The organism is Oscillibacter valericigenes (assembly GCF_016902445.1).
GTDB lineage: Bacteria > Bacillota > Clostridia > Oscillospirales > Oscillospiraceae > Oscillibacter > Oscillibacter avistercoris.
Genome location: NZ_JACSNX010000022.1, coordinates 18,946 through 41,700 on the forward strand (window position 1 = coordinate 18,946; position 22,755 = coordinate 41,700).

Annotated in this window: 17 protein-coding genes, 2 pseudogenes and 1 riboswitch; of the genes and pseudogenes, 15 read left to right on the plus strand and 4 right to left on the minus strand. The window is 65.0% G+C overall.

From position 1 onward, the window contains the following. Positions 1–35: 35 nt before the first annotated feature. The gene (locus H9X91_RS11610; protein WP_204805244.1) at positions 36–2,336 is read right to left on the minus strand and encodes a PAS domain-containing protein; all 2,301 of its coding nucleotides are present in this window, start codon (positions 2,334–2,336) and stop codon (positions 36–38) included. A 256-nt stretch (positions 2,337–2,592) separates the two neighbouring features. Between H9X91_RS11610 and H9X91_RS11615 the strand changes: the two genes are divergently transcribed. From H9X91_RS11615 to H9X91_RS11630, 4 genes are all read left to right on the plus strand, one after another. Continuing rightward, a complete protein-coding gene (locus tag H9X91_RS11615) occupies positions 2,593–3,657 on the plus strand; it encodes a carbamoyl phosphate synthase small subunit (protein WP_204805245.1) in 1,065 nt (354 codons plus the stop codon). After that, on the plus strand, positions 3,657–7,688 hold the full coding sequence (carB, locus tag H9X91_RS11620) for a carbamoyl-phosphate synthase large subunit (protein ID WP_204805246.1): 4,032 nt from the start codon (positions 3,657–3,659) through the stop codon (positions 7,686–7,688). Before H9X91_RS11615 ends, carB begins: the two co-directional genes overlap by 1 nt. A 152-nt stretch (positions 7,689–7,840) precedes the next feature. Next, the gene (locus tag H9X91_RS11625; protein ID WP_204805247.1) at positions 7,841–8,521 is read left to right on the plus strand and encodes a TIGR00266 family protein; all 681 of its coding nucleotides are present in this window, start codon (positions 7,841–7,843) and stop codon (positions 8,519–8,521) included. A gap of 72 nt (positions 8,522–8,593) precedes the next feature. Beyond that, positions 8,594–8,941, plus strand: coding sequence for a hypothetical protein (locus H9X91_RS11630; RefSeq protein ID WP_204805248.1), 348 nt, complete (start codon positions 8,594–8,596; stop codon positions 8,939–8,941). Between the two features lie 118 nt (positions 8,942–9,059). On the opposite strand, the gene ppdK is transcribed toward H9X91_RS11630, so the two are convergent. Beyond that, entirely contained in the window at positions 9,060–11,690 is a 2,631-nt protein-coding gene (gene ppdK / locus H9X91_RS11635) for a pyruvate, phosphate dikinase (protein WP_204805249.1), read from the minus strand. Positions 11,691–11,981: 291 nt separating this feature from the next. Between ppdK and H9X91_RS11640 the strand changes: the two genes are divergently transcribed. From H9X91_RS11640 to H9X91_RS11685, 10 genes and pseudogenes are all read left to right on the plus strand, one after another. Further along, positions 11,982–12,842, plus strand: coding sequence for a DNA polymerase III subunit delta' (locus H9X91_RS11640; protein ID WP_204805251.1), 861 nt, complete (start codon positions 11,982–11,984; stop codon positions 12,840–12,842). Continuing rightward, a pseudogene (locus H9X91_RS11645) lies at positions 12,839–13,726 on the plus strand (PSP1 domain-containing protein); the annotation flags it as partial. The gene H9X91_RS11640 and the pseudogene H9X91_RS11645, both read left to right, overlap by 4 nt. A 439-nt stretch (positions 13,727–14,165) precedes the next feature. Continuing rightward, positions 14,166–15,011 carry an HAD-IIB family hydrolase gene (locus H9X91_RS11650; RefSeq protein ID WP_204805255.1) on the plus strand — a complete coding sequence of 282 codons (846 nt, stop codon included), beginning with the start codon at positions 14,166–14,168 and terminating at the stop codon, positions 15,009–15,011. Positions 15,012–15,119: 108 nt separating this feature from the next. After that, positions 15,120–15,902: a helix-turn-helix domain-containing protein gene (locus tag H9X91_RS11655; RefSeq protein ID WP_204805256.1), complete on the plus strand. Its 783-nt coding sequence runs from the start codon at positions 15,120–15,122 to the stop codon at positions 15,900–15,902. A gap of 156 nt (positions 15,903–16,058) precedes the next feature. Continuing rightward, on the plus strand, positions 16,059–16,451 hold the full coding sequence (locus tag H9X91_RS11660) for a GntR family transcriptional regulator (RefSeq protein WP_338111980.1): 393 nt from the start codon (positions 16,059–16,061) through the stop codon (positions 16,449–16,451). Then, on the plus strand, positions 16,432–17,127 hold the full coding sequence (locus H9X91_RS11665; protein WP_204805260.1) for an ABC transporter ATP-binding protein: 696 nt from the start codon (positions 16,432–16,434) through the stop codon (positions 17,125–17,127). The genes H9X91_RS11660 and H9X91_RS11665 overlap by 20 nt, the downstream gene beginning before the upstream one ends. Further along, on the plus strand, positions 17,121–17,930 hold the full coding sequence (locus H9X91_RS11670; protein ID WP_204805261.1) for a hypothetical protein: 810 nt from the start codon (positions 17,121–17,123) through the stop codon (positions 17,928–17,930). Before H9X91_RS11665 ends, H9X91_RS11670 begins: the two co-directional genes overlap by 7 nt. Positions 17,931–18,000: 70 nt before the next feature. Beyond that, positions 18,001–18,471 (plus strand): COG2426 family protein, encoded by a 471-nt coding sequence (locus H9X91_RS11675; RefSeq protein WP_204805262.1) that lies wholly within the window; start codon positions 18,001–18,003, stop codon positions 18,469–18,471. 20 nt (positions 18,472–18,491) lie between these two features. Further along, positions 18,492–19,193, plus strand: coding sequence for a hypothetical protein (locus H9X91_RS11680; RefSeq protein WP_204805263.1), 702 nt, complete (start codon positions 18,492–18,494; stop codon positions 19,191–19,193). 41 nt (positions 19,194–19,234) lie between these two features. Further along, on the plus strand, positions 19,235–19,738 hold the full coding sequence (locus H9X91_RS11685; protein WP_204805264.1) for a hypothetical protein: 504 nt from the start codon (positions 19,235–19,237) through the stop codon (positions 19,736–19,738). A gap of 136 nt (positions 19,739–19,874) precedes the next feature. On the opposite strand, the gene H9X91_RS11690 is transcribed toward H9X91_RS11685, so the two are convergent. After that, entirely contained in the window at positions 19,875–21,149 is a 1,275-nt protein-coding gene (locus H9X91_RS11690) for an amidohydrolase family protein (protein ID WP_204805265.1), read from the minus strand. A gap of 66 nt (positions 21,150–21,215) precedes the next feature. Next, positions 21,216–21,314, minus strand: a riboswitch (purine riboswitch). A 110-nt stretch (positions 21,315–21,424) separates the two neighbouring features. Between H9X91_RS11690 and H9X91_RS11695 the strand changes: the two genes are divergently transcribed. Next, positions 21,425–22,186, plus strand: a complete 762-nt coding sequence (locus H9X91_RS11695; protein WP_204805266.1) for a ZIP family metal transporter — start codon at positions 21,425–21,427, stop codon at positions 22,184–22,186. Positions 22,187–22,238: 52 nt separating this feature from the next. Here H9X91_RS11695 and H9X91_RS11700 read toward each other — a convergent pair. After that, a pseudogene (locus H9X91_RS11700) lies at positions 22,239–22,755 on the minus strand (collagen-like protein); the annotation flags it as partial.

The window sequence follows — 22,755 nt, forward strand, 5'->3', positions numbered from 1 at the left end:
TTCCCGCCGCGGACTGATGTCTGCGGCGGGGCTTTTTACGCCTGGGGCGCCGGCGTTCCGTCAGATGGGACCTGCCGGCAGGTCACCAGCAGCACACCGGGCATCTCTTCCAGCAGGGAACACCGCAGGCGATAAGTGCCGCCCTCTGGAGCGGGCAGTTCCAATTCCGCTGTGGGTGCGGTCTCCAAACGGGTCAGGATCTGCGCCAGGGTAAGGGCCTTCCGCAGAGCGGCCCGCTCCGAAGTGGGCGGCAGCTGCCGGAGATACCAGGCGGCCAGAGACCGGAAGGTGGTGTTCTCCGGCAGACGCTCAGCCGCAGTGCCCCAGGCACGGCAGACGCCGGCGGCGATGTCCGCCGTCAGCACCAGGGCGTAATCCTGGCTGGCCAGCGCGTCCAGCAGGGCGGAGCGCAGATGGTGCGCGCTCCGGTCCCGCAGCTGAAAGAACGCCTCCAGATGCAGGGTGTCGGGATTTTCCGCCAGCTCAGCGGAGGTCTGGACTGGAAGGATCCCGTACTTTCCAGCTTCCACCCGGTGTTCCAGGGAGAGCTGGAAAGTGCCGGCGGCAAAAGCACTGCACAGGGCCTCCGGAGAAAACAGCGCCGCAAACCGCTGCTGCTCCTCCGGATCCGGCAGGGCGGCGGCCATCTGCTGGAGACAGGCGCCGGCCGTGCGGTCAAACAGGGCGCGCAGCAGGCTGCGGGAAGCGGCCCTGGCGTCCAGCGTCTGGTCAGCAGTCAGATCCAGTCGGGCGGCAGCCAGGCAGGTCCGGGCCTGTTTCCGGTGCTGCGACGCAAGCTGGCGGAAATGCTCTGCCGCCGCCTGCAGGCTGGTGACATCCTCCGCCTTGCCCAGGAGGCGGCGGATGTCCCCCTGTTCATCGAACAGGCTCATCCAGGAGACGCGATACCGCCGCCAGCCGGTACCCTCATAGTCCGCGCGGTAGGAGCTGGAGATCGTTCCGGGATGGGTCAGCGCCCGGCGGATCGCACCGGCCAGCCGCCGCCGGTCCTCCGGGTGGAGATAGGCTGCGGTGGAGAGGCTCTTCAGGTAGCCGGAGACGGTGCGGCTGGTCCTGCGGCCGCTGGGGCTGTGCCGCTGGATCTGCGCCAGGTCCTGCACGGGGTCATAGTCCAGAGTCAGCAGGGAGGTGTGCTCCAGCAGCAGGTCGCACATCTGGGCCCGGGCCCGGTGCTCCGCTTGGTCGGCGGCGTCCTGCGAGGCGTCCACACAGGCAATGGAGACCATGGAGCTTCCGTCCGCCTGGGGTTCCCAGGCGATGTGAAGAGAGAAAAACCGTTCCTGTCCGGAACCGGAGAGCACACGGCAGACCCGGCGGAGCGGAGATCGACCCGCCCGGGCGCGGACAGCCGCAGACAGCAGTTCTTCCCGGTCTGCAGGCGGAAGGAAGCTGCTTGGATCTGCCTGCAGGCGCTGCTCCAGCTGGTCCGGGGACAGCTCCAGCAGACGGGAGAACTCCCGATTCATCCGCAGGACGGTCAACGCGCGGCCGGGCTGCGACCGCAGCAGACACAGCCCCACGGGCATCTGGTCCAGCATCCGTCCGGCAGCCTCCTGCTGGGAGAGGGCCTTCCGCAGCGCCAGCCCCTCCCGGCGGAGCCGGTCGATGTCCCACAAAACGGCCCGGAAAACCGTGATGCCCCTGCGGGAGGAGACGACCTCTGCCCGCAGACTCACCCAGACCGGACTTCCGTCTGCCCGAAGCAGGCGGAAGTCCTGGTCGGCTGTCCGGCGCTCCCGGGCCGCATCCAGCAGCTCCTGCAGCAGGGCGGGCCAGTCCGCAGGCTCCACAAGGGCGGAAAAACGGCTCCCCCGCTGCTCCAGCAGGACTTTCTGACTCCTGCCGCTCAGCTGGCACAGCTGGCGGTTGCAGGCCCTGCAGCGCAGGCCCTCCCGGCTCAGCTCCAGCGAGGCGCAGGGAAGCGCATCCGGCAGGGACGGCTCCCCCTGGGCAGACTCAGCGGACCCCTGAGGATCCAGAAGGAGCGCCACGATGCCGTACATCACCTGATAGCAGGTGACGGACAGAGCTTGCCCTGCCGCAGTGACATAGGGGAAGGAGGCAGAGGACCCGGAGAATGCCACTGCCTGCACCGGCGCAAGGACCCCCGCCGCCGGCAGGGGCGCGAATTGGGACAGCCGCCGGTCCTGGACCTCCTCCGGCGCCAGCTGCAGCAGAGCTGCCGCGGCCGGATTCAAAAAACGGCAGACCAGATCCACGATGTCGCCGGTGCCGTTGGTCAGTGCCTCTGCCAGCACAAAGGGAATGGGGCTGTTCTGAAAAGGACGGCTGAACTTGTCCAGGTGCTTTGCCACAGGCGGCGCCTCCCTGCTGGTTGTGATGCTCCTATTATAAAAGAAGGCAGGTCCCGCGGCAACGAAAAATGGCGGATTTTTTTGCATTTTGCAGCAAATAGGGCGACCTTTGCGAAAATGCACAAAAAGTAGTACCTATATCCCTGGAAAAGTCTACCGCGGCTGAACGGGATAAGGATTGACGGCTTCGGCAAAAAACCTCATAATAACATCCAATAGGGATTTTCCGGCCCTATGCCGGAGTGGGAGGAATGACATGAAGAAGGGATATCTGGTATTGCAGGACGGCCAGGTGTTTGAGGGCTTCCGGTTCGGAGGTCCGGCGGACGCCGTGGGCGAGCTGGTGTTCACCACCGGCATGTGCGGCTATATCGAGACATTGACGGATCCCAGCTATGCGGGGCAGATCGTGATGCAGACCTATCCGCTGATCGGCAATTACGGGATCATTCCGGAGGATTTTGAAGGCGCGTGTTGCGTCCGGGGCTACGTGGTGCGGGAGTGGTGTGAAGAGCCATCCAATTTCCGCTGCCAGGGAGACCTGGACGCTTTTTTGAAGGCACAGGGCGTGCCGGGGCTCTGGGGCGTGGACACCCGGGAGCTGACCCGCATCATCCGGGAGCACGGCGTCATGAACGCGGCCATCTGTGAGGAAGTCCCGGCAGACCTGACGCCGGTGAGGACCTACGCCGTCACCGGCGTGGTGGAGGCGGTCACCTGCAAGGAGCCCTCCGTCCACCCGGCGGTGGGGGAGGAGCGGTTCCGGGTCAGCCTGCTGGACTACGGCGCTAAGCGCAACATCGTCCGGGAGCTGCAGAAGCGGGGCTGTACCGTCACCGTCCTGCCGGCTTCTGCCGGCGCGGAGGAGGTGCTGGCATCAAACCCCGACGGCGTCATGCTCTCCAACGGCCCCGGGGACCCGGCGGAGAACACCTACCAGATCGAGCAGATCAAAAAGCTGCTGGGCAAAGTGCCCCTGTTCGGCATCTGCCTGGGCCACCAGCTGACGGCCCTGGCGGTGGGGGGCAGCACCTACAAGCTGAAATACGGCCACCGGGGCGTCAACCAGCCGGTGCGGGACCTGAACGGTGTGCGCACCTACATCACCAGCCAGAACCACGGCTACGCCGTGGACGGCGACAGCCTGCCGGCAGGCAAAGTCCGCTTTATCAACGCCAACGACGGCACCTGCGAGGGCATCGACTACCCGGACCTGCGGGCCTTCACGGTCCAGTTCCACCCGGAGGCCTGCACCGGCCCCAAGGACACCTCGTTCCTGTTCGACCAATTTGTAGACCTGATGAAAGGGGGTGACCGGTAATGCCGCTGGATAAGCGCATTCAAAAGGTGCTGGTCATCGGCTCCGGCCCCATCGTCATCGGCCAGGCGGCGGAGTTCGACTACGCCGGCGCCCAGGCCTGCCGGGTGCTGAAGGACGCCGGCGTCAATGTGGTCCTCTGCAACTCCAACCCCGCCACCATCATGACGGACCAGGCCATGGCGGACGAGATCTACCTGGAGCCCCTGACGGTAGAGACCATCAAGCGCATCATCAAAAAGGAGCGGCCCGACTCCATCCTGGCGGGCCTGGGGGGCCAGACGGGCCTGACCCTGGCCATGCAGCTGGATAAGGAGGGCTTTCTCCAACAGCAGGGCGTCCGCCTGCTGGGCACCGACGCGGCGGCCATCTCCCGGGCGGAGGACCGGGAGCTCTTCAAGGAGGCCATGGCGGAGATCGGCCAGCCGGTCATCGCCTCCGACATCGCGGAGACCGTGGACCAGGCCCTGGCGGTGGCGGAGCGGATCGGCTATCCCGTCATCGTGCGGCCCGCCTTCACCCTGGGCGGCGCCGGCGGCGGCGCGGCCAAGGACCCCGAGGAGCTGAAGATCATTGCAGGCACCGGCCTGGACGCCTCTCCCATCACCCAGATCCTGGTGGAGAAGGCCATCTTCGGCTGGAAGGAGATCGAGTTCGAGACCATGCGGGACAGCGTGGGCAACGTCATCGCCGTCTGCTCCATGGAGAACTTGGACCCGGTGGGCGTCCACACCGGCGACTCCATCGTGGTGGCGCCCACCCAGACCCTGGCGGACAAGGAGTTCCAGATGCTCCGCAAGGCGTCTCTGGACATCATCACCCACCTGGGGATCGTGGGCGGGTGCAACGTGCAGCTGGCCCTGAACCCGGAGAGCTTCGAGTATGCGGTCATCGAGGTGAACCCCCGTGTGTCCCGCTCCTCGGCCCTGGCCTCCAAGGCCACCGGCTACCCCATCGCCAAGATCACCACCAAGATCGCCCTGGGCTACACCCTGGACGAGATCAAAAACGACATCACCGGCAAGACCTGCGCCTGCTTTGAGCCCACCCTGGACTACATCGTGGTGAAGATGCCCAAGTGGCCCTTTGACAAGTTCGCCGATGCCAGCCGGACCCTGGGCACCCAGATGAAGGCCACCGGCGAGGTCATGGCCATCGCCCCCAGCTTCGAGATGGCGCTTCTGAAGGCCGTCCGGGGGGCGGAGATCGGCATGGACACCCTGAACCGGAAGCCGGACCACGGGGACGATGCCCCCATCCGGGAGCGGCTCCGCCGGGTGGACGACCACCGGCTCTTCACGGTGTTCGAGGCGCTGAAGTCCGGCGTCACGGTGGAGGAGATCCATGACATCACCAAGATCGACCGCTGGTTCCTCTGCAAGCTGCGGAAGCTGGCGGAATATGAAACATCCATCGCCGGCGGCCTGACGGAAGAGCAGTACCGGGAGGGCAAGCGGCTGGGCTATCCCGACGAGGCACTGCGCCGCCTCTCCGGCGGCGAGGCGCTGCCGGAGCACCGGGACGCCGTCTACAAGATGGTGGACACCTGCGGCGCGGAGTTCGACGCGGAGACGCCGTATTTCTACTCCACCTATGACCGCTTCTGCGAGTCCCGGGCCTTCCCCCGCAGCGGCAAGCCCGTCATCATGGTGCTGGGCTCCGGCCCCATCCGCATCGGCCAGGGCATTGAGTTCGACTACTCCTCCGTCCACTGCGTCTGGACGCTGAAGGAGCTGGGCTATGACGTGGTGATTGTCAACAACAACCCGGAGACCGTCTCCACCGACTACGACACCGCCGACCGGCTGTACTTCGAGCCCCTGTACCCGGAGGACGTCATGCACATCATCGCCGTGGAGAAGCCGGTGGGGGTGGTGGTGGCCTTCGGCGGCCAGACCGCCATCAAGCTGACGAAGTTCCTGGACAGCCGCGGCATCCCTATTCTGGGCACCAGCGCCGAGTCCATCGACATGGCAGAGGACCGGGAGCGGTTCGACGAGCTGCTGGAGCGGTTTTCCATCAAGCGGGCTGCCGGCCGGGGCGTGCTGGGCATGGACGAGGCCCTGGCGGCGGCCAACGAGCTGGGCTATCCCGTGCTGCTGCGGCCTTCTTACGTCATCGGCGGCCAGAACATGGTCATCGCCCATAACGACGAGGAGGTCCGCCGGTATATGGAGATCATCCTCTCCGGCAAGATCGAGAACCCGGTCCTGGTGGACCAGTATCTCATGGGCAAGGAGCTGGAGGTGGATGTCATCTCCGACGGCACGGACGTGCTGATCCCCGGCGTCATGCAGCACATCGAGCGCACCGGCGTCCACTCCGGCGACTCCATCGCCGTCTATCCGCCCTTCTCCATCGGCGACAAGATGCTCAAGACCATCATCGACTGCTCGGAGAAGCTGGCCCTGTCTCTGGGGACCCGGGGCCTTATCAACATCCAGTACCTGATCTACCAGGGGGAGCTGTACGTCATCGAGGTGAACCCCCGGGCCAGCCGGACAGTGCCCTACATCTCCAAGGTCACCGGCGTGCCCATGGTGGACCTGGCCACCCGGGTCATGGTGGGCCAGCCCCTGAAGGCCCTGGGCTACGGCACCGGGCTGTACCGCCGGCCCCCCTATGTGGCGGTGAAGGTGCCTGTGTTCTCCTTCGAGAAGATCACCGACGCCAACGCCGCCCTGTCCCCGGAGATGAAGTCCACCGGCGAGGTGCTTGGCCTGGGCAAGGACATGCAGGAGGCCCTGTTCAAGGGCCTGGTCTCCGCCGGATACAAGGTGGAGAAGAGCCAGCACGCGGGGGTCCTGATCTCCGTGAACCGCCGGGACCAGCCGGAGATCGTCGACATCGCCCGGAAGCTGGACGAGATGGGCTTCCGCCTCTACGCCACCGACGGCACCGCCCGGGAGATCGGGCGCCTGGGCACCGATGTGGAGGTGGTGGGCAAGCTGGGCCGGGACAACCGGGTGTTCCAGCTGCTGGAGGCCGGAAAGATCGACTATGTCATCCTCACCGGCTCCACGGAGCCGGAGTATATCCGGGACTTCATCCACCTGAACCACCGGTGCGTCCAGCTGGGCATCCCCTGCCTGACCTCGCTGGACACCGCCGGCGCCCTGACGGATATCCTGGCCAGCCGGTACAACCAGGGGAACACGGAGCTCATCGACATCTGCCACCTGCGGACGGAGCGGCAGAAGCTGCCCTTCGCCAAGATGCAGACCTGCGGCAACGACTACATCTTCCTGGAGGATTTCGACGGGGAGATCACCTGTCCGGAGTCATTGTGCGTCACCCTCTGCGACCGGCACTACGGCATCGGGGCTGACGGCATCATCCTTATGGAGCGGTCCCGGAAGGCGGACGCCCGGATGCGGATGTTCAATGCCGACGGGTCCGAGGGCTCCATGGCCGGCAATGCCCTGCGGTGCATGGCCAAGTACCTCTACGACAATCACATCGTCCGCAAAGAGGAGATGACCATCGAGACGGACAAGGGCACCAAGACCGTCCGGGTGTACACCACCGACGGCAAGGTGACCTCCGCCTGCGTGGACATGGGCTACGCCGCCCTGGACACCACGGCTCTCCATCTGAACATCCCGGAGCGGCAGGTGGTGGACTACCCGGTGGAGATCGGCGGCCAGTCCTGGAACATCACCTGCGTGGACATGGGCAACCCCCACTGCGTGGTGTTCTGTCCCCGGGTGGACGGCGTGGACGTGGGGACCGTCGGCCCCCTCTTCGAGCACGCGCCCTACTTCCCGGACCGGATCAACACGGAGTTCATCCGGGTGGTGAACCCCAGCACCATCAAGATGCGGGTCTGGGAGCGGGGCAGCGGCGAGACCATGGCCTGCGGCACCGGCGCCTGCGCGGCGGTGGTGGCCGCGGTGGCTGCCGGACAGTGCGAAAAGGGCCGGGACATCACGGTCCGGGTCCGCGGCGGTGACTTGGTGGTGAATTACACCGACGAAAAAGTCACGCTCACCGGCGACGCCAGACTGGTGTACACCGGCGAAGTGGAATACTGAGCGGAGCACAGCCCCGGCACCCAAACGGATGCCGGGGCTGTAAAATCTCTGTAAGGATCTGGAAAGCCGCCCGGTTTGGATTGACACGGCACAGCGGCCCCGGTTACAATGGAGAAAACCGGCCCCGGGCCGAGAAGAGAAAGGAGCACACCATGGAATATCAGATCGAGGGCACGCCGCTGCCGGTGGTGATCTGCCAGCTGGAGCCCGGCGAGACCATGATCACCGAGCGGGGCAGCATGAGCTGGATGACCCCCAACATGAAGATGGAGACCAGCACCAACGGCGGTTTGGGAAAGGCCTTCGGCCGGATGCTCTCCGGCGACTCCATTTTCCAGAACCGCTATACCGCCCAGGGCGGCCAGGGACTGATCGCATTCGCCTCCAGCTTCCCGGGCAGCATCCGGGCGTTCCAGATCGGCCCGGGACGGGAGCTGATCGTCCAGAAGAGCGGCTTCCTGGCCAGCGAGGCAGGCGTCCAGCTGTCCGTATTCCTTCAGAAGAAGCTGGGATCCGGCTTCTTCGGCGGCGAGGGCTTCATCATGCAGAAGCTCTCCGGCAGCGGCATCGCCTTTGCGGAGTTCGACGGCCACATCGTGGAGTACGACCTGGATCCGGGCGAGTCCCTGGTGGTGGACACCGGATACCTGGCGGCCATGGACGCCACCTGCTCCATGGAGATCCAGGCGGTGCCGGGAGTGAAGAACATGGTGTTCGGCGGCGAGGGCATCTTCAACACCGTCATCACCGGGCCGGGCCACATCTATCTCCAGACCATGCCCATCTCCCAGGTGGCAGGGGTCCTGCGGCCCTTCATGCCCACGGCGAAGTAAGGGCGGCGCGGCGGCCGGAACAGGCTGGCCGCCGCAGCCCGGACGCAGAGAGGCGAAACAAGAGGGATTGCCATGATACAGCTTTTCCTGAACAGCGGCCTGGATGTCCTGCGGTACGGACTGCAGAACGGCTCCGTGCGTCTGTTTTTGGCCGCGGAGCTCGTGTTCGTTCTCCTCGGTGCCGTGTGCGGGGTATTGGCCCGCAGCGGCAAGAGGCAGTTTATCTGCCTGTCCGTCCCGGGTGTTCTGGGCTGTGCGCTGTTTCTTTACATCAATTCCGATCTGGGAAGGATGGCGCTCACGGATGCGCATATCTGGCTCCCGCCCCTGGCAGAGGATCTGGTGGCATTCTCCATCGTCTCCTGCGCAGTCCTGGCGTTCAGGACCCGGCGCGGACGGACAGACGGCGGGAGACGCTGAAGGGCCCGCATCCGAAAAGCGCCGCGCCTGAAACACGGAAGTGAGAGCAAAAAAGCGCCGCCCCGGCTCATTGAGCCGGGGCGGCGTTTTTCTGGAATATGGGGCTTGGAAGTGTCTCTTACTGCGCGTCCTTGATGGCGGCCTGGGCGGCAGCCAGCCGGGCGATGGGCACCCGGAAGGGAGAGCAGGACACGTAATCCAGACCCGTCCGATGGAAGAACTCCACGCTGGAGGGGTCGCCGCCGTGCTCGCCGCACACGCCCAGATGCAGGTCGGGGTTGACGGAACGGCCCAGCTTGCAGGCCATATCCACCAGCTTGCCCACGCCGGTCTGGTCCAGCTTGGCAAAGGGATCGTTCTCGTAGATCTTCTTGTCGTAGTAGGCGTCCAGGAACTTACCGGCGTCGTCGCGGCTGAAGCCGAAGGTCATCTGGGTCAGGTCATTGGTGCCGAAGGAGAAGAAGTCGGCCTGCTTGGCGACCTCGTCCGCAGTGAGGGCGGCCCGGGGGATCTCGATCATGGTGCCCACCAGGTACTTCATGTTAGAGCCCGCCTCCTTGATGATGGCGTCGGCGGTCTCCACCACGATCTTCTTCACATAGGACAGCTCCTTGGCCTCGCCCACCAGGGGGATCATGATCTCAGGCACCATGGTCCACTCGGGATGGCGGGCCTGGACGTTCAGAGCGGCCTTGATGATGGCGCGGGTCTGCATCACGGCGATCTCCGGATAGGTGACGTCCAGACGGCAGCCCCGGTGGCCCATCATGGGGTTGAACTCATGGAGGCCGGCGATGATGGCCTTGATCTCAGAGACGGTCTTGCCCATATCCTTGGCCAGCTGCTCGATGTCGGCTTCGTCGGTGGGCACGAACTCGTGCAGCGGGGGATCCAGGAAGCGGATGGTGACCGGCAGGCCTTCCATGGCCTCGTAGATGCCCTCGAAGTCGGACTGCTGCATGGGCTCCAGCACGGCCAGAGCGGCCTCCCGCTGCTCCACGGTGTCGGAGCAGATCATCCGGCGGATGGCGGGGATGCGGTCCTCGTTGAAGAACATGTGCTCGGTCCGGCACAGGCCGATGCCCTCGGCGCCGAACTTCCGGGCCTGGGCGGCATCGTGGGGGGTATCCGCATTGGTGCGGACCTTCAGACGGCGGTACTGGTCAGCCCAGCCCATGACCCGGCCGAACTCACCGCCGATGGAGGCGTCCACCGTGGGGATGGCGCCGTCGTAGATCTTGCCGGTGGAGCCGTCGATGGAGAGCCAGTCGCCCTCGTGGAAGGTCTTGCCGGCAAGCTCGAACTGCTTGTTCTCCTCGTCCATCTTGATGGCGCCGCAGCCGGAGACGCAGCACTTGCCCATGCCGCGGGCCACCACGGCCGCGTGGGAGGTCATGCCGCCGCGGACGGTCAGGATGCCCTGGGCGGCCTTCATGCCCTCGATGTCCTCGGGAGAGGTCTCCAGCCGGACCAGGACCACCTTCTCGCCCCGCTCGGCCCAGGCCTTGGCGTCCTCAGCGGAGAAGACGACCTTGCCGCAGGCGGCGCCGGGAGAGGCGGCCAGAGCGTTGCCGATGACGGGGGTCTTCTTCAGCACCTCACCGTCAAACTGGGGATGCAGCAGCGTGTCCAGGGTGCGGGGCTCGATCATGGCCACGGCCCGCTTTTCGTCGATCATGCCCTCGTCCACCAGATCGCAGGCGATCTTCAGGGCGGCGGCGGGGGTGCGCTTGCCGTTGCGGGTCTGCAGCATGTAGAGCTTGCCGTGCTCCACGGTGAACTCCATGTCCTGCATATCCCGGTAGTGGTCCTCCAGAGTCTTGCAGACGTTCTCAAACTGAGCGAAGGCCTCGGGGAACTTCTCCGCCATCTCGCTGATGGGCATGGGAGTCCGGATGCCGGCCACCACGTCCTCGCCCTGGGCGTTGGTCAGGAACTCACCGAACAGCTTCTTCTCGCCGGTGGCGGGGTTGCGGGTAAAGGCCACGCCGGTGCCGCAGTCATCGCCCATGTTGCCGAAGGCCATGGACTGGACGTTGACGGCGGTGCCCCAGGAGTAGGGGATGTCGTTGTCCCGGCGGTACACATTGGCGCGGGGGTTGTCCCAGGAGCGGAACACGGCCTTGATGGCGCCCATCAGCTGCTCCACGGGATCGGAGGGGAAGTCGGAGCCGATCTTGGCCTTGTACTCGGCCTTGAACTGGCCGGCCAGCTCCTTCAGGTCCTCGGCGGTCAGCTCCACGTCCTGGGTGACGCCGCGGGCTTCCTTCATCTGGTCGATGAGCTGCTCGAAGTACTTCTTGCCCACTTCCATGACCACGTCGGAGTACATCTGGATGAAGCGGCGATAGCAGTCCCAGGCCCAGCGGGGGTTGCCGGACTTCTTGGCCAGCACGTCCACCACGTCCTCGTTCAGGCCCAGGTTCAGGATGGTATCCATCATGCCGGGCATGGAGGCCCGGGCGCCGGAGCGGACAGAGACCAGCAGGGGGTTCTCGATGTCACCGAACTTCTTGCCGGTGATCCCCTCCAGCTTGGCCACGTACTCCATGATCTCGGCCTGGATCTCCTCATTGATCTGGCGGCCATCCTCGTAGTACTGGGTGCAGGCCTCGGTGGTGATGGTGAAGCCCTGGGGCACCGGCAGGCCGATGTTGGTCATCTCGGCCAGGTTGGCGCCCTTGCCGCCCAGCAGCTCGCGCATGTTGGCGTTGCCTTCGCTGAACAAGTAGACGTATTTTTTGCTCATGTAGTCAAAACCTCTCTTTCTTACCGTAGATCGAGTCGGAGGTCTCCGGCCCGAGGATACATGAAATGCATTTTGGTCGATACCTCTCTATTATATTTGGAATTTTTTTGGAAAACAATACATAAAAACACTAAGAAATTCCATAAAACCTGGAATGTTTTCACAAAGCTTTGTGCAATCCCAACAATTAACGGTTGCGCAACGAAGAAAATCCATACGTGCTTCCTTTTCGGACGGTCCTGTGGTAAAATAAAAAGCAATTCGCCTTGTGCGTAAAAAGGAGAGAGCGCCATGACCCCACTGGGCCTGCGGGCCGACGATCCCGCCGCCATTCGAATCCGGGAGGCCGCCACCCGCGGCACCCTGTCCCACGCGCTGCTGTTCACCGGCAGCGGAGACCGGGCCGCCGCTGCCCGCTTTGCCGCAGCAGCCCTGGAGTGCGCCGGGGAGGGGGAGCGGCCCTGCGGCGTCTGTCCCGCCTGCCGGAAGGTGCTGTCGGGCATCCACCCGGATGTGATCACCGTTCAGGACCCGGACCACAAGAACATCGCGGTGGACGTGGTGCGCGCCATCCGGGCGGACGCCTACATCCGCCCCAACGAGGGGGCCCGGAAGGTCTACGTGTTCCCGGACTGCGCCCTTTTGACAGAGCAGGATCAGAACGTGCTGCTGAAGGTGGTGGAGGAGGGGCCGCCCTACGCGGCGTTTCTCTTCTGCGCGGAAAATGCCGCTGTGGTGCTCCAGACCCTGCGGTCCCGCTGCGTGGAGCTGAAGCTGCACCCGGCGGAGGAAGGCGGCGGGGAAGAGATCCAGGCGGCGGAGGCTCTGTGCCGCTGTCTGGCGGAGCGGAAGCGGGGAAAGGTGGCGGAGCTGGCGGTGCGGCTGGAGAAAAAGCGCATCACCCGGGAGGACCTGGCCGCCCTGCTGGAGCGGGGCCGGGCCCTGTGCGCGGCGGCGCTGCTGCTGCAATACGGCGGAAAACCGGTGGAGGACTGCCGGGAGACTGCCCCGATCCTTGCGAAAAACTTGACAAAAACCCAAATCATGCGCACAATAGAACTGTTACAGAAGTATCGCGGTGAGTGCACCTACAATGTGGGGACAGGCCATGTGCTGGGCGCTCTCGCGGTGGAATTGGAGGGTATCCTTTGACAGAAGTCATCAGTGTCCGCTTTCGGGGCGGATGTAAGAATTACTATTTCGATCCCTGCGGCCATCAGGTGAAGATGGGGGACCAGGTGATCGTGGAGACGGCTCAGGGGCCGGAGTTCGCCACGTGCACGGAGGGGAACCACGAGGTGGAGGACTCCGCCATCGTCAAGACCCTGAGCCCCATGCTGCGCCTGGCCACGGACAGTGACCGCCGCACCGTGGAGCAGAACAAGAAGCGGGAGAGCGAGGCCTTCGACATCTGCGAGAAGAAGATCGCCGCCCACGGCCTGGAGATGAAGCTGGTGAACGTCTCCGCCAGCTTTGACGGCAGCAAGATCGTCTTTTACTTCACCGCCGACGGCCGGGTGGATTTCCGGGAGCTGGTGCGGGACCTGGCCGGCGTGTTCCGGGCCCGGATCGAGCTGCGGCAGATCGGCGTGCGGGACGAGGCCAAGATGATCGGCGGCCTGGGCATCTGCGGCCGGCCCTTCTGCTGCTCCCAGTTCCTGGACGGCTTCCTGCCGGTGTCCATCAAAATGGCCAAGACCCAGAACCTCAGCCTGAACCCCGCCAAGATCTCCGGCACCTGCGGGCGGCTGATGTGCTGCCTGAAATACGAGCAGAACGTCTATGAGGACGCCTCCAAGCGGATGCCCAAGGTGGAGTCCTTCGTCCAGACGCCGGACGGCCCCGGCAACGTGAAGAGCGTGGATCTGCTGCGGGAGACGGTGAAGGTCAGCCTGGACAGCGCGCCGGAGCCGCTGAAGTGCTATCACAACTGTGAGATCTGCATCCTGCGCAACGGCAAGGGCAGCCGGGAGGGCATCACCATTCCGGAGCGGCCGGCCCGCTATGTGGAGGAACGGGATGAGGAAGAGGGCCTGGAGACCCCGACCCTCACCACGCCGTTCTATATGGATGCCCGGCTGGAGGATGCACCCACCCGGGAGAAGATCGGCGCCCCCGGCAGCGGCGAGAGCAAGCCCCGCCGCCGGCACCGGGGCGGCCGCCGAAGAGGCGGCAAAAGCGGTGAGGGGGCCGAGCAGTCCAAGGCAGAGGCCAAGCGGCCGGAGCAGAAGGAGTCCAAGCCCCGTCCCCCCAGGCAGGAGAGCAAGCCCACCCAGCCGAAGCCGGCAGAGGGGCAGTCCGCCGCCCCCGGCGGAGAGGGAGAGACCAAGCGCCGCCGCAGGCCCCATCACCGGGGCGGCCGCCGGCGGAACAAGAACGGCGGCGAGGGCGGCTCTGCCCCCAAGAGCGAATAAACGACCGGGGGAGAGGCAGCGCCTCTCCCCCTTTTTCCGAAAGAACAAGGAGGAGACGCCCATGGGAAGATTTGACGGCGTGCTGCTGGCCAGCGACTTTGACAACACCCTGATCTACACGGAGGATGCCCTGCTGCGGGGGGAGCCCATCCCGCCCCTGCCGGAGCGGAACCGGCAGGCGCTGACATATTTCATGGCGGAGGGCGGCCGGTTCGCCATCTCTACCGGCCGGGCCCTGGCGGCCTTTGAGAAGTATGCCCCTCTGGTGCCCATGAACGCCCCCGGCGTCATCTGCAACGGCGCGGCCCTGTACGACTTTGCCAAGCAGGAGTACCTGGTCAGCGCCCTGCTGGACGAGAACGCCCGCCAGCGGGGCCAGCTGGTGCTGGACCGGTTCCCGGAGGTGGCGGTGGAGGCGTATCACATCGGCAACGTGATCCATGCGGTACATCCCAATGCCATCACCCGGCACCACGAGCACCTGACCAAGGTGGCGGTGACGGAGGCGCCCTCTCTGCTGGACGTGCCCCTGCCTTTGGGGAAGCTGCTGTTCGAGGCGTCCCACGACGTGCTGGAGCAGATCCGGGACTTTCTGCTGGCCCAGGGCTGGGGCGGCGACTACGAGCTGATCTTCTCCGGCCAAAACCTGCTGGAGATGACCGCCCACGGTGCCAACAAGGGCGGCATGGTCCGCCGCCTGGCGGAGTACCTGGGCATCGGGCTGGACCACGTCTACTGCGTGGGGGACGAGGCCAATGACCTGCCCATGCTGCGCCTGGCGGCGGAGGGCTTCGCCCCGGCCAACTGCATCCCCGCCGTCCGGGACAGCGGCGCCACCGTCGTCTCCCATGCGCTGGACGGCGCCCTGGCGGACGTGGTGGAGATCCTGGAGAAAAGATACCGCTGAAATGCCCGCCGCTACCTGTGGTAGCGGAACTTCCAGGTCCGGTTGCTGGCGCCGGACGGCGGCGTCTGGTATCCTGAACGTGTGAGAACGGCAGGGGAGGGGAGCACCATGACCTTTGGAGAGAAGCTGCAGAGGCTCCGGGCCCAGGCGGGATTGAGCCAGGACCAGCTTGCCGAGCTGCTGGACGTGAGCCGCCAGGCGGTCAGCAAGTGGGAGCGGAGCGAGGCCATGCCGGAGGCGGAGAAGCTGGTCCGCATCAGCCGCCAGTTCGGCGTGTCCACGGACTACTTATTGTTGGAGGAACGGGAGGAACCGGAGACAGCCAGGGCCCAGACCCCGGCGGGCCTGTGGGGACGGATCAAGCAGTGGTACCGGAACAAGGGCTATCTGCTGGCCTGGGTCCTGGCGGCCTGGGGCGGTGTGCGGCTGCTGCGGGAGAGCGTGGATTTGGCGAGGTACGCCCGAAGCGTGGGAGCCCTGAACAGCCTCACGCCGGAGGAGTGGTGCCTGGTGCTGATGGACCCGCTCCTTTTAAATGTCGTACCGGCGGCTCTGATTACGGCGGCGGGCGCTGTCCTTGCCATCCGGGGCCGGAGAATGGCGGGAAACTTCCGCTGGAATCACCTGGGCTGGCTCCCGGTGCTGGTGGGACTGCTGGGAACGGGATTTGTGCTGCCCTGGCCGCTTCTATATTTGGCGCACGGCCTGTTGTATCGGATTACTTATGTGCTGCTGGTGCTCTTGTCGGAGCGGCCGCAGGCACATGCGAATATTCTGTGGGCGGGCCTTTGGGGGACGGTTGTCTGCTTGCTGGTGACCATCGTTGGCCTGGCCATCCTCATCCTGGGCCGCCGGTATGACCGGAGAAGCCCATCGGGCAAATCGGAATAGTCCATGAATCCTTTGCGCCGCAGCGGTTTGCCGCTGCGGCACTTTTTGCGCCCAAGGGCCGCTCAAAAAAATTTCTCAAACCCCCTTGACAAACGGCTAAGATGTGTTATTGTATTAATTGCTTAGTACAATAAAACAAAAATGGGAGGTGCTTATGTGAAGTGGCAGTTTTCCAATGACGCGCCGATTTACTCCCAGCTGATCGCACAGATCAAGGTGGGCATCGTCACAGGCGCGTTTCCGCCCGGAGAGCGGCTGCCCTCCGTGCGGGACCTGGCCACGGAGGCCGGGGTGAACCCCAACACCATGCAGCGGGCTCTGACGGAGCTGGAGCGGGACGGGCTGGTCTACAGCCAGCGGACCACGGGTAGATTTGTAACGGAGGATCAGGCCATGATCGCATCGGCAAAGAGAAGCTTGGCGGAGCGCCACATCCAGGCGTTCCTGGAGGCCATGACCCATCTGGGCTATGACCGGGAGGAGATCCTGACGCTGCTGCGGCAGGAAGAGAGCAAGGGAGGAGAAGACAATGGCAGTTCTGGAGTGTAAAGATCTGACGAAGCACTACGGCAGCGCCCCGGCGCTGACCCATGTGAATCTGACCATCGAGCCGGGCCGGATCGTGGGCCTGCTGGGTCCCAACGGCAGCGGCAAGACCACCCTCATCAAGCTGGCCAACGGCCTGCTGACCCCCAGCGAGGGGGAGGTGCTGGTGTGCGATATGGTCCCCGGGAAGGAGAGCCACGCCTGTGTCAGCTACCTGCCGGAGCGGACCTGCATCCCCACCTGGATGTCCGTGAAGCAGCTGCTGGACTTCTACGGCGACTTTTATCGGGACTTCAACCGGAAGGCGGCGGAGGAGATGCTCCAGCATCTGAACATCCGCCTGACCCAGCGGATCAAGCAGATGTCCAAGGGCAACCGGGAGAAGGTGCAGCTCATTATGGTCATGAGCCGTGCGGCGAAGCTGTATCTGCTGGATGAGCCCATCGGCGGCGTGGACCCGGCCACCCGGGACTACATCCTCTCCACCATCATCACCAATTACAACCCCGAGGCGGCGGTCATCATCTCCACCCACCTGATCGCAGATGTGGAGAAGGTGCTGGACGAGGTCATTTTCATCAATCAGGGCCAGGTGGTGCTCCAGTCCTCCGTGGATGAGATCCGGGAGGAGAAGGGCATGAGCGTGGACGCCCTGTTCCGGGAGGTGTTCAAATGCTGACGAAACTCTTGAAGCACGAGTTCCGTGCCACGGCCCGCATCATGGGCCCCCTGTATCTGGTTTTGCTGGCGGTGGCCCTGGGCTTCAATTTCTCCGCCCGGCTGATGGACACCAGCAATGTCGTTCTGAACATCCTGGCAGCTCTGGTGATCCTGGCCTATGTGGCGGCCATCATCGGCGTGTTCATTGTGGCGTTCATCCTGATGCTCCAGCGGTTCTACAAGAATCTGCTGGGGGACGAGGGCTACATCATGTTCACCCTGCCCGCCTCCGTCCACCAGCATGTGTGGAGCAAGCTGATCGTCTCCGCCGTGTGGTTCATCGCCACCGGCGTGGTGGTGATCCTGTCCGCGTTTGTGGCTGCCTTCAACGTGAGCTTCCTGACGGACCTGGCCGGCATTTTCCCCAAGCTGTTCCAGCAGCTGAACGCTTACTACGCTGTCAACGGCACGGCGTTCCTGATGGAATTCATGGTGCTGATGCTGGCGGCCTGCATGAGCTTCTCCCTGCAGTTCTATGCCGCCCTGGCGGTGGGCCACAGCTTTGCCAACCACAAGATGGCCATGTCCGTGGTGTTCTTCTTCGTGTTCCAGTTCGTGATGCAGATGGCCAGCGGCATTCTGCTGATCAGCCTGGATAACGGGGTGGTCCAGCGTCTGCTGGCATCGATGGACTTCCACTTCACCGGTGTGGCGGCCATGCACGTTGCCATGCTGGGAATGATCGTCCTGACGGTGCTTTACGGCGCAGTGTTCTATATTGTTACCACAATCACCTTGAAAAAGCGTCTGAATCTGGAGTAAACTGGACCATACGCTTCCGGCGGGCCGCGGGAGCGATCCCGCGGCCCCGGAAATTTTGAGGGAGGCCGCCATGCCCGTAGAGGAAAACCTGATGCAAGCGATCCTGCTGACCTTCGGCACCGCCATGGTGCCGGTGCTGGAGCTCCGGGGCGCCATTCCCGTGGGGGTGGCGGCGGGGCTCTCCCCGGCCGTGGCCTGCGTGGTGTCCGTCCTGGGCAACATGGTGCCGGTGCCCTTTATCCTGCTGCTGATCCGCCGGATCTTCGACTGGCTGCGGGGCACCCGCCTCTTCGGCCCCAAGATCGCCTGGCTGGAGCGCCGGGCCCACCTGAAGGGCCGGGTGGTGCGGAAGTACCGCCTGCCGGGGCTCATCATCCTGGTGGCCATCCCCCTGCCGGGCACCGGCGCCTGGACCGGCGCCCTGGTGGCAGCCCTGCTGGACATCCGCATGCGCCACGCGGTGCCGGCTATTTTTCTGGGCGTGGTGATCGCCGGAGCCATCGTCACGGTGCTCACCTACGGCGTGGTGCAGCTGTTTTGAGAGAGAAAGAGGGAACTTCTTTGAGCGATTTGAAAAAGCGCCTGGGCGCCCTCGCCCTGGCGGGTTGGATGACATTGTCCCTGGCGGCCTGCAGCGTCCCCCTGGGGGACGCGGAGGTCCGCACCGGCGAGGACGGATCACTGGTGATCGACGGCGAGGCCATCTGGGACGAGACTGCCCCCGATGGGGATGCGGCATCCCCGGAGACGACGGACCCGGCGGAGGACGCCGCCCCGGCAGAGGACACAGAGTCTCTGTACGAGTATTACAGCACCCGGGAGGAGCTGCTGAACGGCATCCAGGCGGGCTATGTATTCCGCCTGGACCACACCTTTGAAGAGGAGGCCCGGCCCACCGTCACCGGCGGTCACTGGCCCTTCCAGGTGTCCGGCGAGGACACCCTGGACCTGGAGATCCAATTCAACCACTTGCTCCCCCTGGAAGAAGAGGGCCTGATCTCCGGCGAGAGCCGGGTGGAGGTCCGCCTGATCTCTCCGGAGGGTGAGGCGGTCTATGAATATGCGGCCACGGGAGCGGAGCTGGAGGCGGACACCGACGTGCAGGAGACCATTCCCCTGACACCGGGTGAGTGGGACCTGGAGATATCCTTTGTATTCCGCAGCGCCGGCGGCGACACGCCCGCGGCCCTGCACATCTCCGCCCGGTGCCAGAATATGACCCAGGCGGACCAGACCTATTTGGAGGAGCTGCGTCTGCGGTGACATCTGCCCGAAGGCCCATGGAAAAATTACAGGAGGCATGTATGAAAAAGTGCTGGATTCTCTGCGCCCTGGCCCTGACGCTGCTGCTGACCGCCTGCGGCGGGCAGACAGCAGACGAGCCCGCCGCAGAGCCGGAAAAGGACCACTACTACCAGATCCTGGACGCGGACGGCCAAGAGCTGTACACCGTTACGGACGACACAGCCGTGGCGGAGATCGACGCCCTCATCAACGAGGCCGGCGGAGAGAGCGCAGACCACGGGAGCGCGGAGGGAGATCCCCTCTACACCTATGTCTACTGGCAGGAGACCACCCTCCACGCCGGGGAGGACCCGGACGCGGAGCGGGAATATCTGGAAGTGTTCCGCACCCAGGTGCGCTCCGACAGCAATGCCGTCACCACGGAGGTCCTGTCCGACACCCTGGAGGGCGTGGGAGACGCCATCAACATAGAAGGCCTGGGAGGCTTGCTGACATTCTCTGCGGAAGTATCCCAGGAGACGGCAGACGCCCTGCGGGACCCGGGGCAGTTTGCCGGGGCGTGACAACGACAAAAAGATGCGGCGCATCCAGGCGGATGTGCCGCATCTTTATTTATGGCCAGCTCCTGCGGCGGGGATGCAGGGGCGGTCAGCAACCGCCCGGGAACAAGGAAAGCGCGGGACGCATCCCGCTCTTTCCTCAATTCTCCGCGGAGAACACCTTCCGCCCCTCGCTCCAGACCGCCCGGATGGCGCCGTTCTGCCGCAGATACACCGCCCGCTCCAGACGCTCCTGGGGCGTCAGGGGGTGGGGCTGAGGCAGCTGGTCGTCCGCCAGGACCAGGGCGTGGAGGCGGTTGCCCGGGGCAAAGCCCGGCCGCTCTCCAAAGTACGCCGCCCCGGCGGAGGTGCCCAGATACCACCCCTCCGGCACGGTGAGCAAGTCCGTCTCCCAGTTGTCCAGCACCCGCCGGGCCTTGGAGGCCCGGATGGAGGCGGCCACCACATCGAACATGTGCAGGTGGTCCCCACCGGCGATGTCGCTGCCCAGGGCCACCTTTACGCCCTCGTTCAGCATGGCCCGCACCGGCGCCACGCCGGAGCAGATGTTCTGATTGGAGTCGGCGCAGTGGACCGCCGTCACGCCGGCGTCCCCCATGGCCCGCCGCTCCCGCCCGTCGGACCAGACACAGTGGGCCATGACGGTGCGGTCATTCCACAGGCCGTATTTGGCATAGGTCTCCCAGTATTGCTGGCAGTCCGGGTGGAGCTGGCGCACCCAGGCCATCTCCGCCTGGTTTTCCGACAGGTGGGACTGGACGGGCAGATCCCGCTCCGCTGCCAGCCTGCCCAGAAACGCCATCAGCTCGTCGGTGCAGGAGGGGGTGAACCGGGGCGTCAGCATGGGCTTCACCAGGCGGAAATCCCGGCTCGCCTCCAGCCAGCGGAGCGTCTCCCGCATGGATTCCTCTGTGGTCTCCTCCAGCACGCCGGGGGCGGCGTTCCGGTCCATGTTCACCTTGCCCACGTAGCCGGTGACGCCCGCCTTCTCCAGCTCCTCCATCAGGATCAGCGTGGCGTCCGTGTGGAGGGAGGAGAACATGCACACCCGGGTGGTGCCGTTTTCGATCAGCTCCCGGGCCAGGCGGCGGTAGATCTCCCGGGCGTAGCCGGTGTCGGCGAACCGGGCCTCCGTGGGGAAGGCGTAGGCATTCAGCCAGTCCAGCAGGGGCAGGTCCATGCCCATGCCCAGCATGGGATACTGGGGCGCGTGAAGGTGCAGGTCCGCGAAGGACTGGAGGATCAGCGCGTCCCCAAAATCCTCCGCCGGGGCGCCGGCGTACTGCTCCGGCAGCACCGGGTAGATGCCCTGAATGGCGCCGTCCACGGCCACCAGATACCCGCCCGGTACGGCCTCCAGCTGTCCCAGGGCGGGGGCGGACAGAATGGTCCCTTTGATGATCGTCAGTGACATGGCAGATCTCCTTTTTCCGTTTCAGTGTTTTGGGCAGAAAAGAAGCGCCTGCCGGCAGAGGCTGCACCTCTCCCAACAGACACCCATAGCAGAGCCTTCGGCGGCTCCGTAGAGACGTTCGCGCCATGACAGCGAACTTATATGAGTTTTTCCTGTTATTTTTATGATAGCACACATCCAGCCCGGACGCAAGCCCTGTCACACAGGGAAGTCCTGCCGCCTATACTGGCATACGGGCGGTGTTCCGCCCGAATCAGAGAAAAGGCGTTGGTGCTATGCTGCAGTCTCTTGGCTGGGCGGCCCTGGGCACAGGCTTCACGTTTTTGATGACCACCCTGGGCGCGGCCATGGTGTTTTTTTTCGCCGGGGAGCCCCGGCCCCACTTTCAAAAGGCTCTGCTGGGCTTTGCGGCCGGGGTCATGACGGCGGCCTCCGTGTGGAGCCTGCTGCTCCCGGCCATCAACAGGTCGGCGGCGCTGCCCCTGCCGTCCTGGCTGCCCGCTGCGGGCGGGATGCTGCTGGGGGTGGTGTTCCTGGCGGCGCTGGACGGTCTGCTGCCCCGCCTGCGGCGCTCCCGGGGCCGCCTGGACGCTTCCTGGCGGCAGACCACCCTGCTGATGACGGCCATCACCCTACATAACGTGCCGGAGGGCATGGCGGTGGGGCTGGCCTTTGCCCTGGCGGCGGGCGGAGAGGGGCTTGCCGGCGCGGCGGCCCTGGCCATGGGCATCGGCATCCAGAACTTTCCGGAGGGCGCCGCCGTGGCCCTGCCCCTGCGGCAGGGGGGCTGGTCCCGGTCCCGGGCTTTTGCGGGAGGGATGCTCTCCGGCGCCGTGGAGCCGGTGTTCGGCGTCCTTGTGGTGCTGGCGGCGGCCGGTGTGGAGCCGCTGATGCCCTGGCTGCTGAGCTTTGCGGCCGGGGCCATGCTGTATGTGGTGGTGGAGGAGCTGGTGCCTCAGGCCCACAGCCGGGCGGGCACCTGCGGATTTGTGCTGGGGTTTCTGGTGATGATGGTGCTGGATGTGGCGCTGGGATAAAGCGAACGGGGAAAGCGGGGGCCGCCTTCACGCGGCCCCCGCTTTCCCTTGATCAAGCTCCGCTCTCTTCGGTGTGCAGCCCCATAATCACCATGGTCATGGCGCCATCCCGGACAGCGGCACTGCTGTTGCAGTTCAGGGTGAGCACAGTCTGCGCCGGGACGACCGCGATAAACGCGGCGGAGCCGGATACGCTCACACTGGCACTGCTCACCCGGTCGTAGACACCGTACTCCAGAAAGGCGGCGCCATTATAAAATGGCGTTATCTGGAGATAGCCGGCTGCCTCCAGGACCGCAGAGACATGGTAGGTGACAAAATAGGTGCCCGGTGCCAAGGCCACCTGGGTGGCCGAGGGCTGGGAGATATGCCCGGTGGGATCCGCCACTGCCTGGGTAAAGGAGATGGGGGATCCATTGGCAAACTGCTGCATATACGCAACAAAAGACGCATAGAGGTCCGGTCCGGCGGGGCCCTGCTCGCCCTGCGGTCCGGCGGGGCCCTGCTCGCCCTGCGGTCCGGCGGGGCCCTGCTCGCCCTGCGGTCCGGCGGGGCCCTGCTCGCCCTGC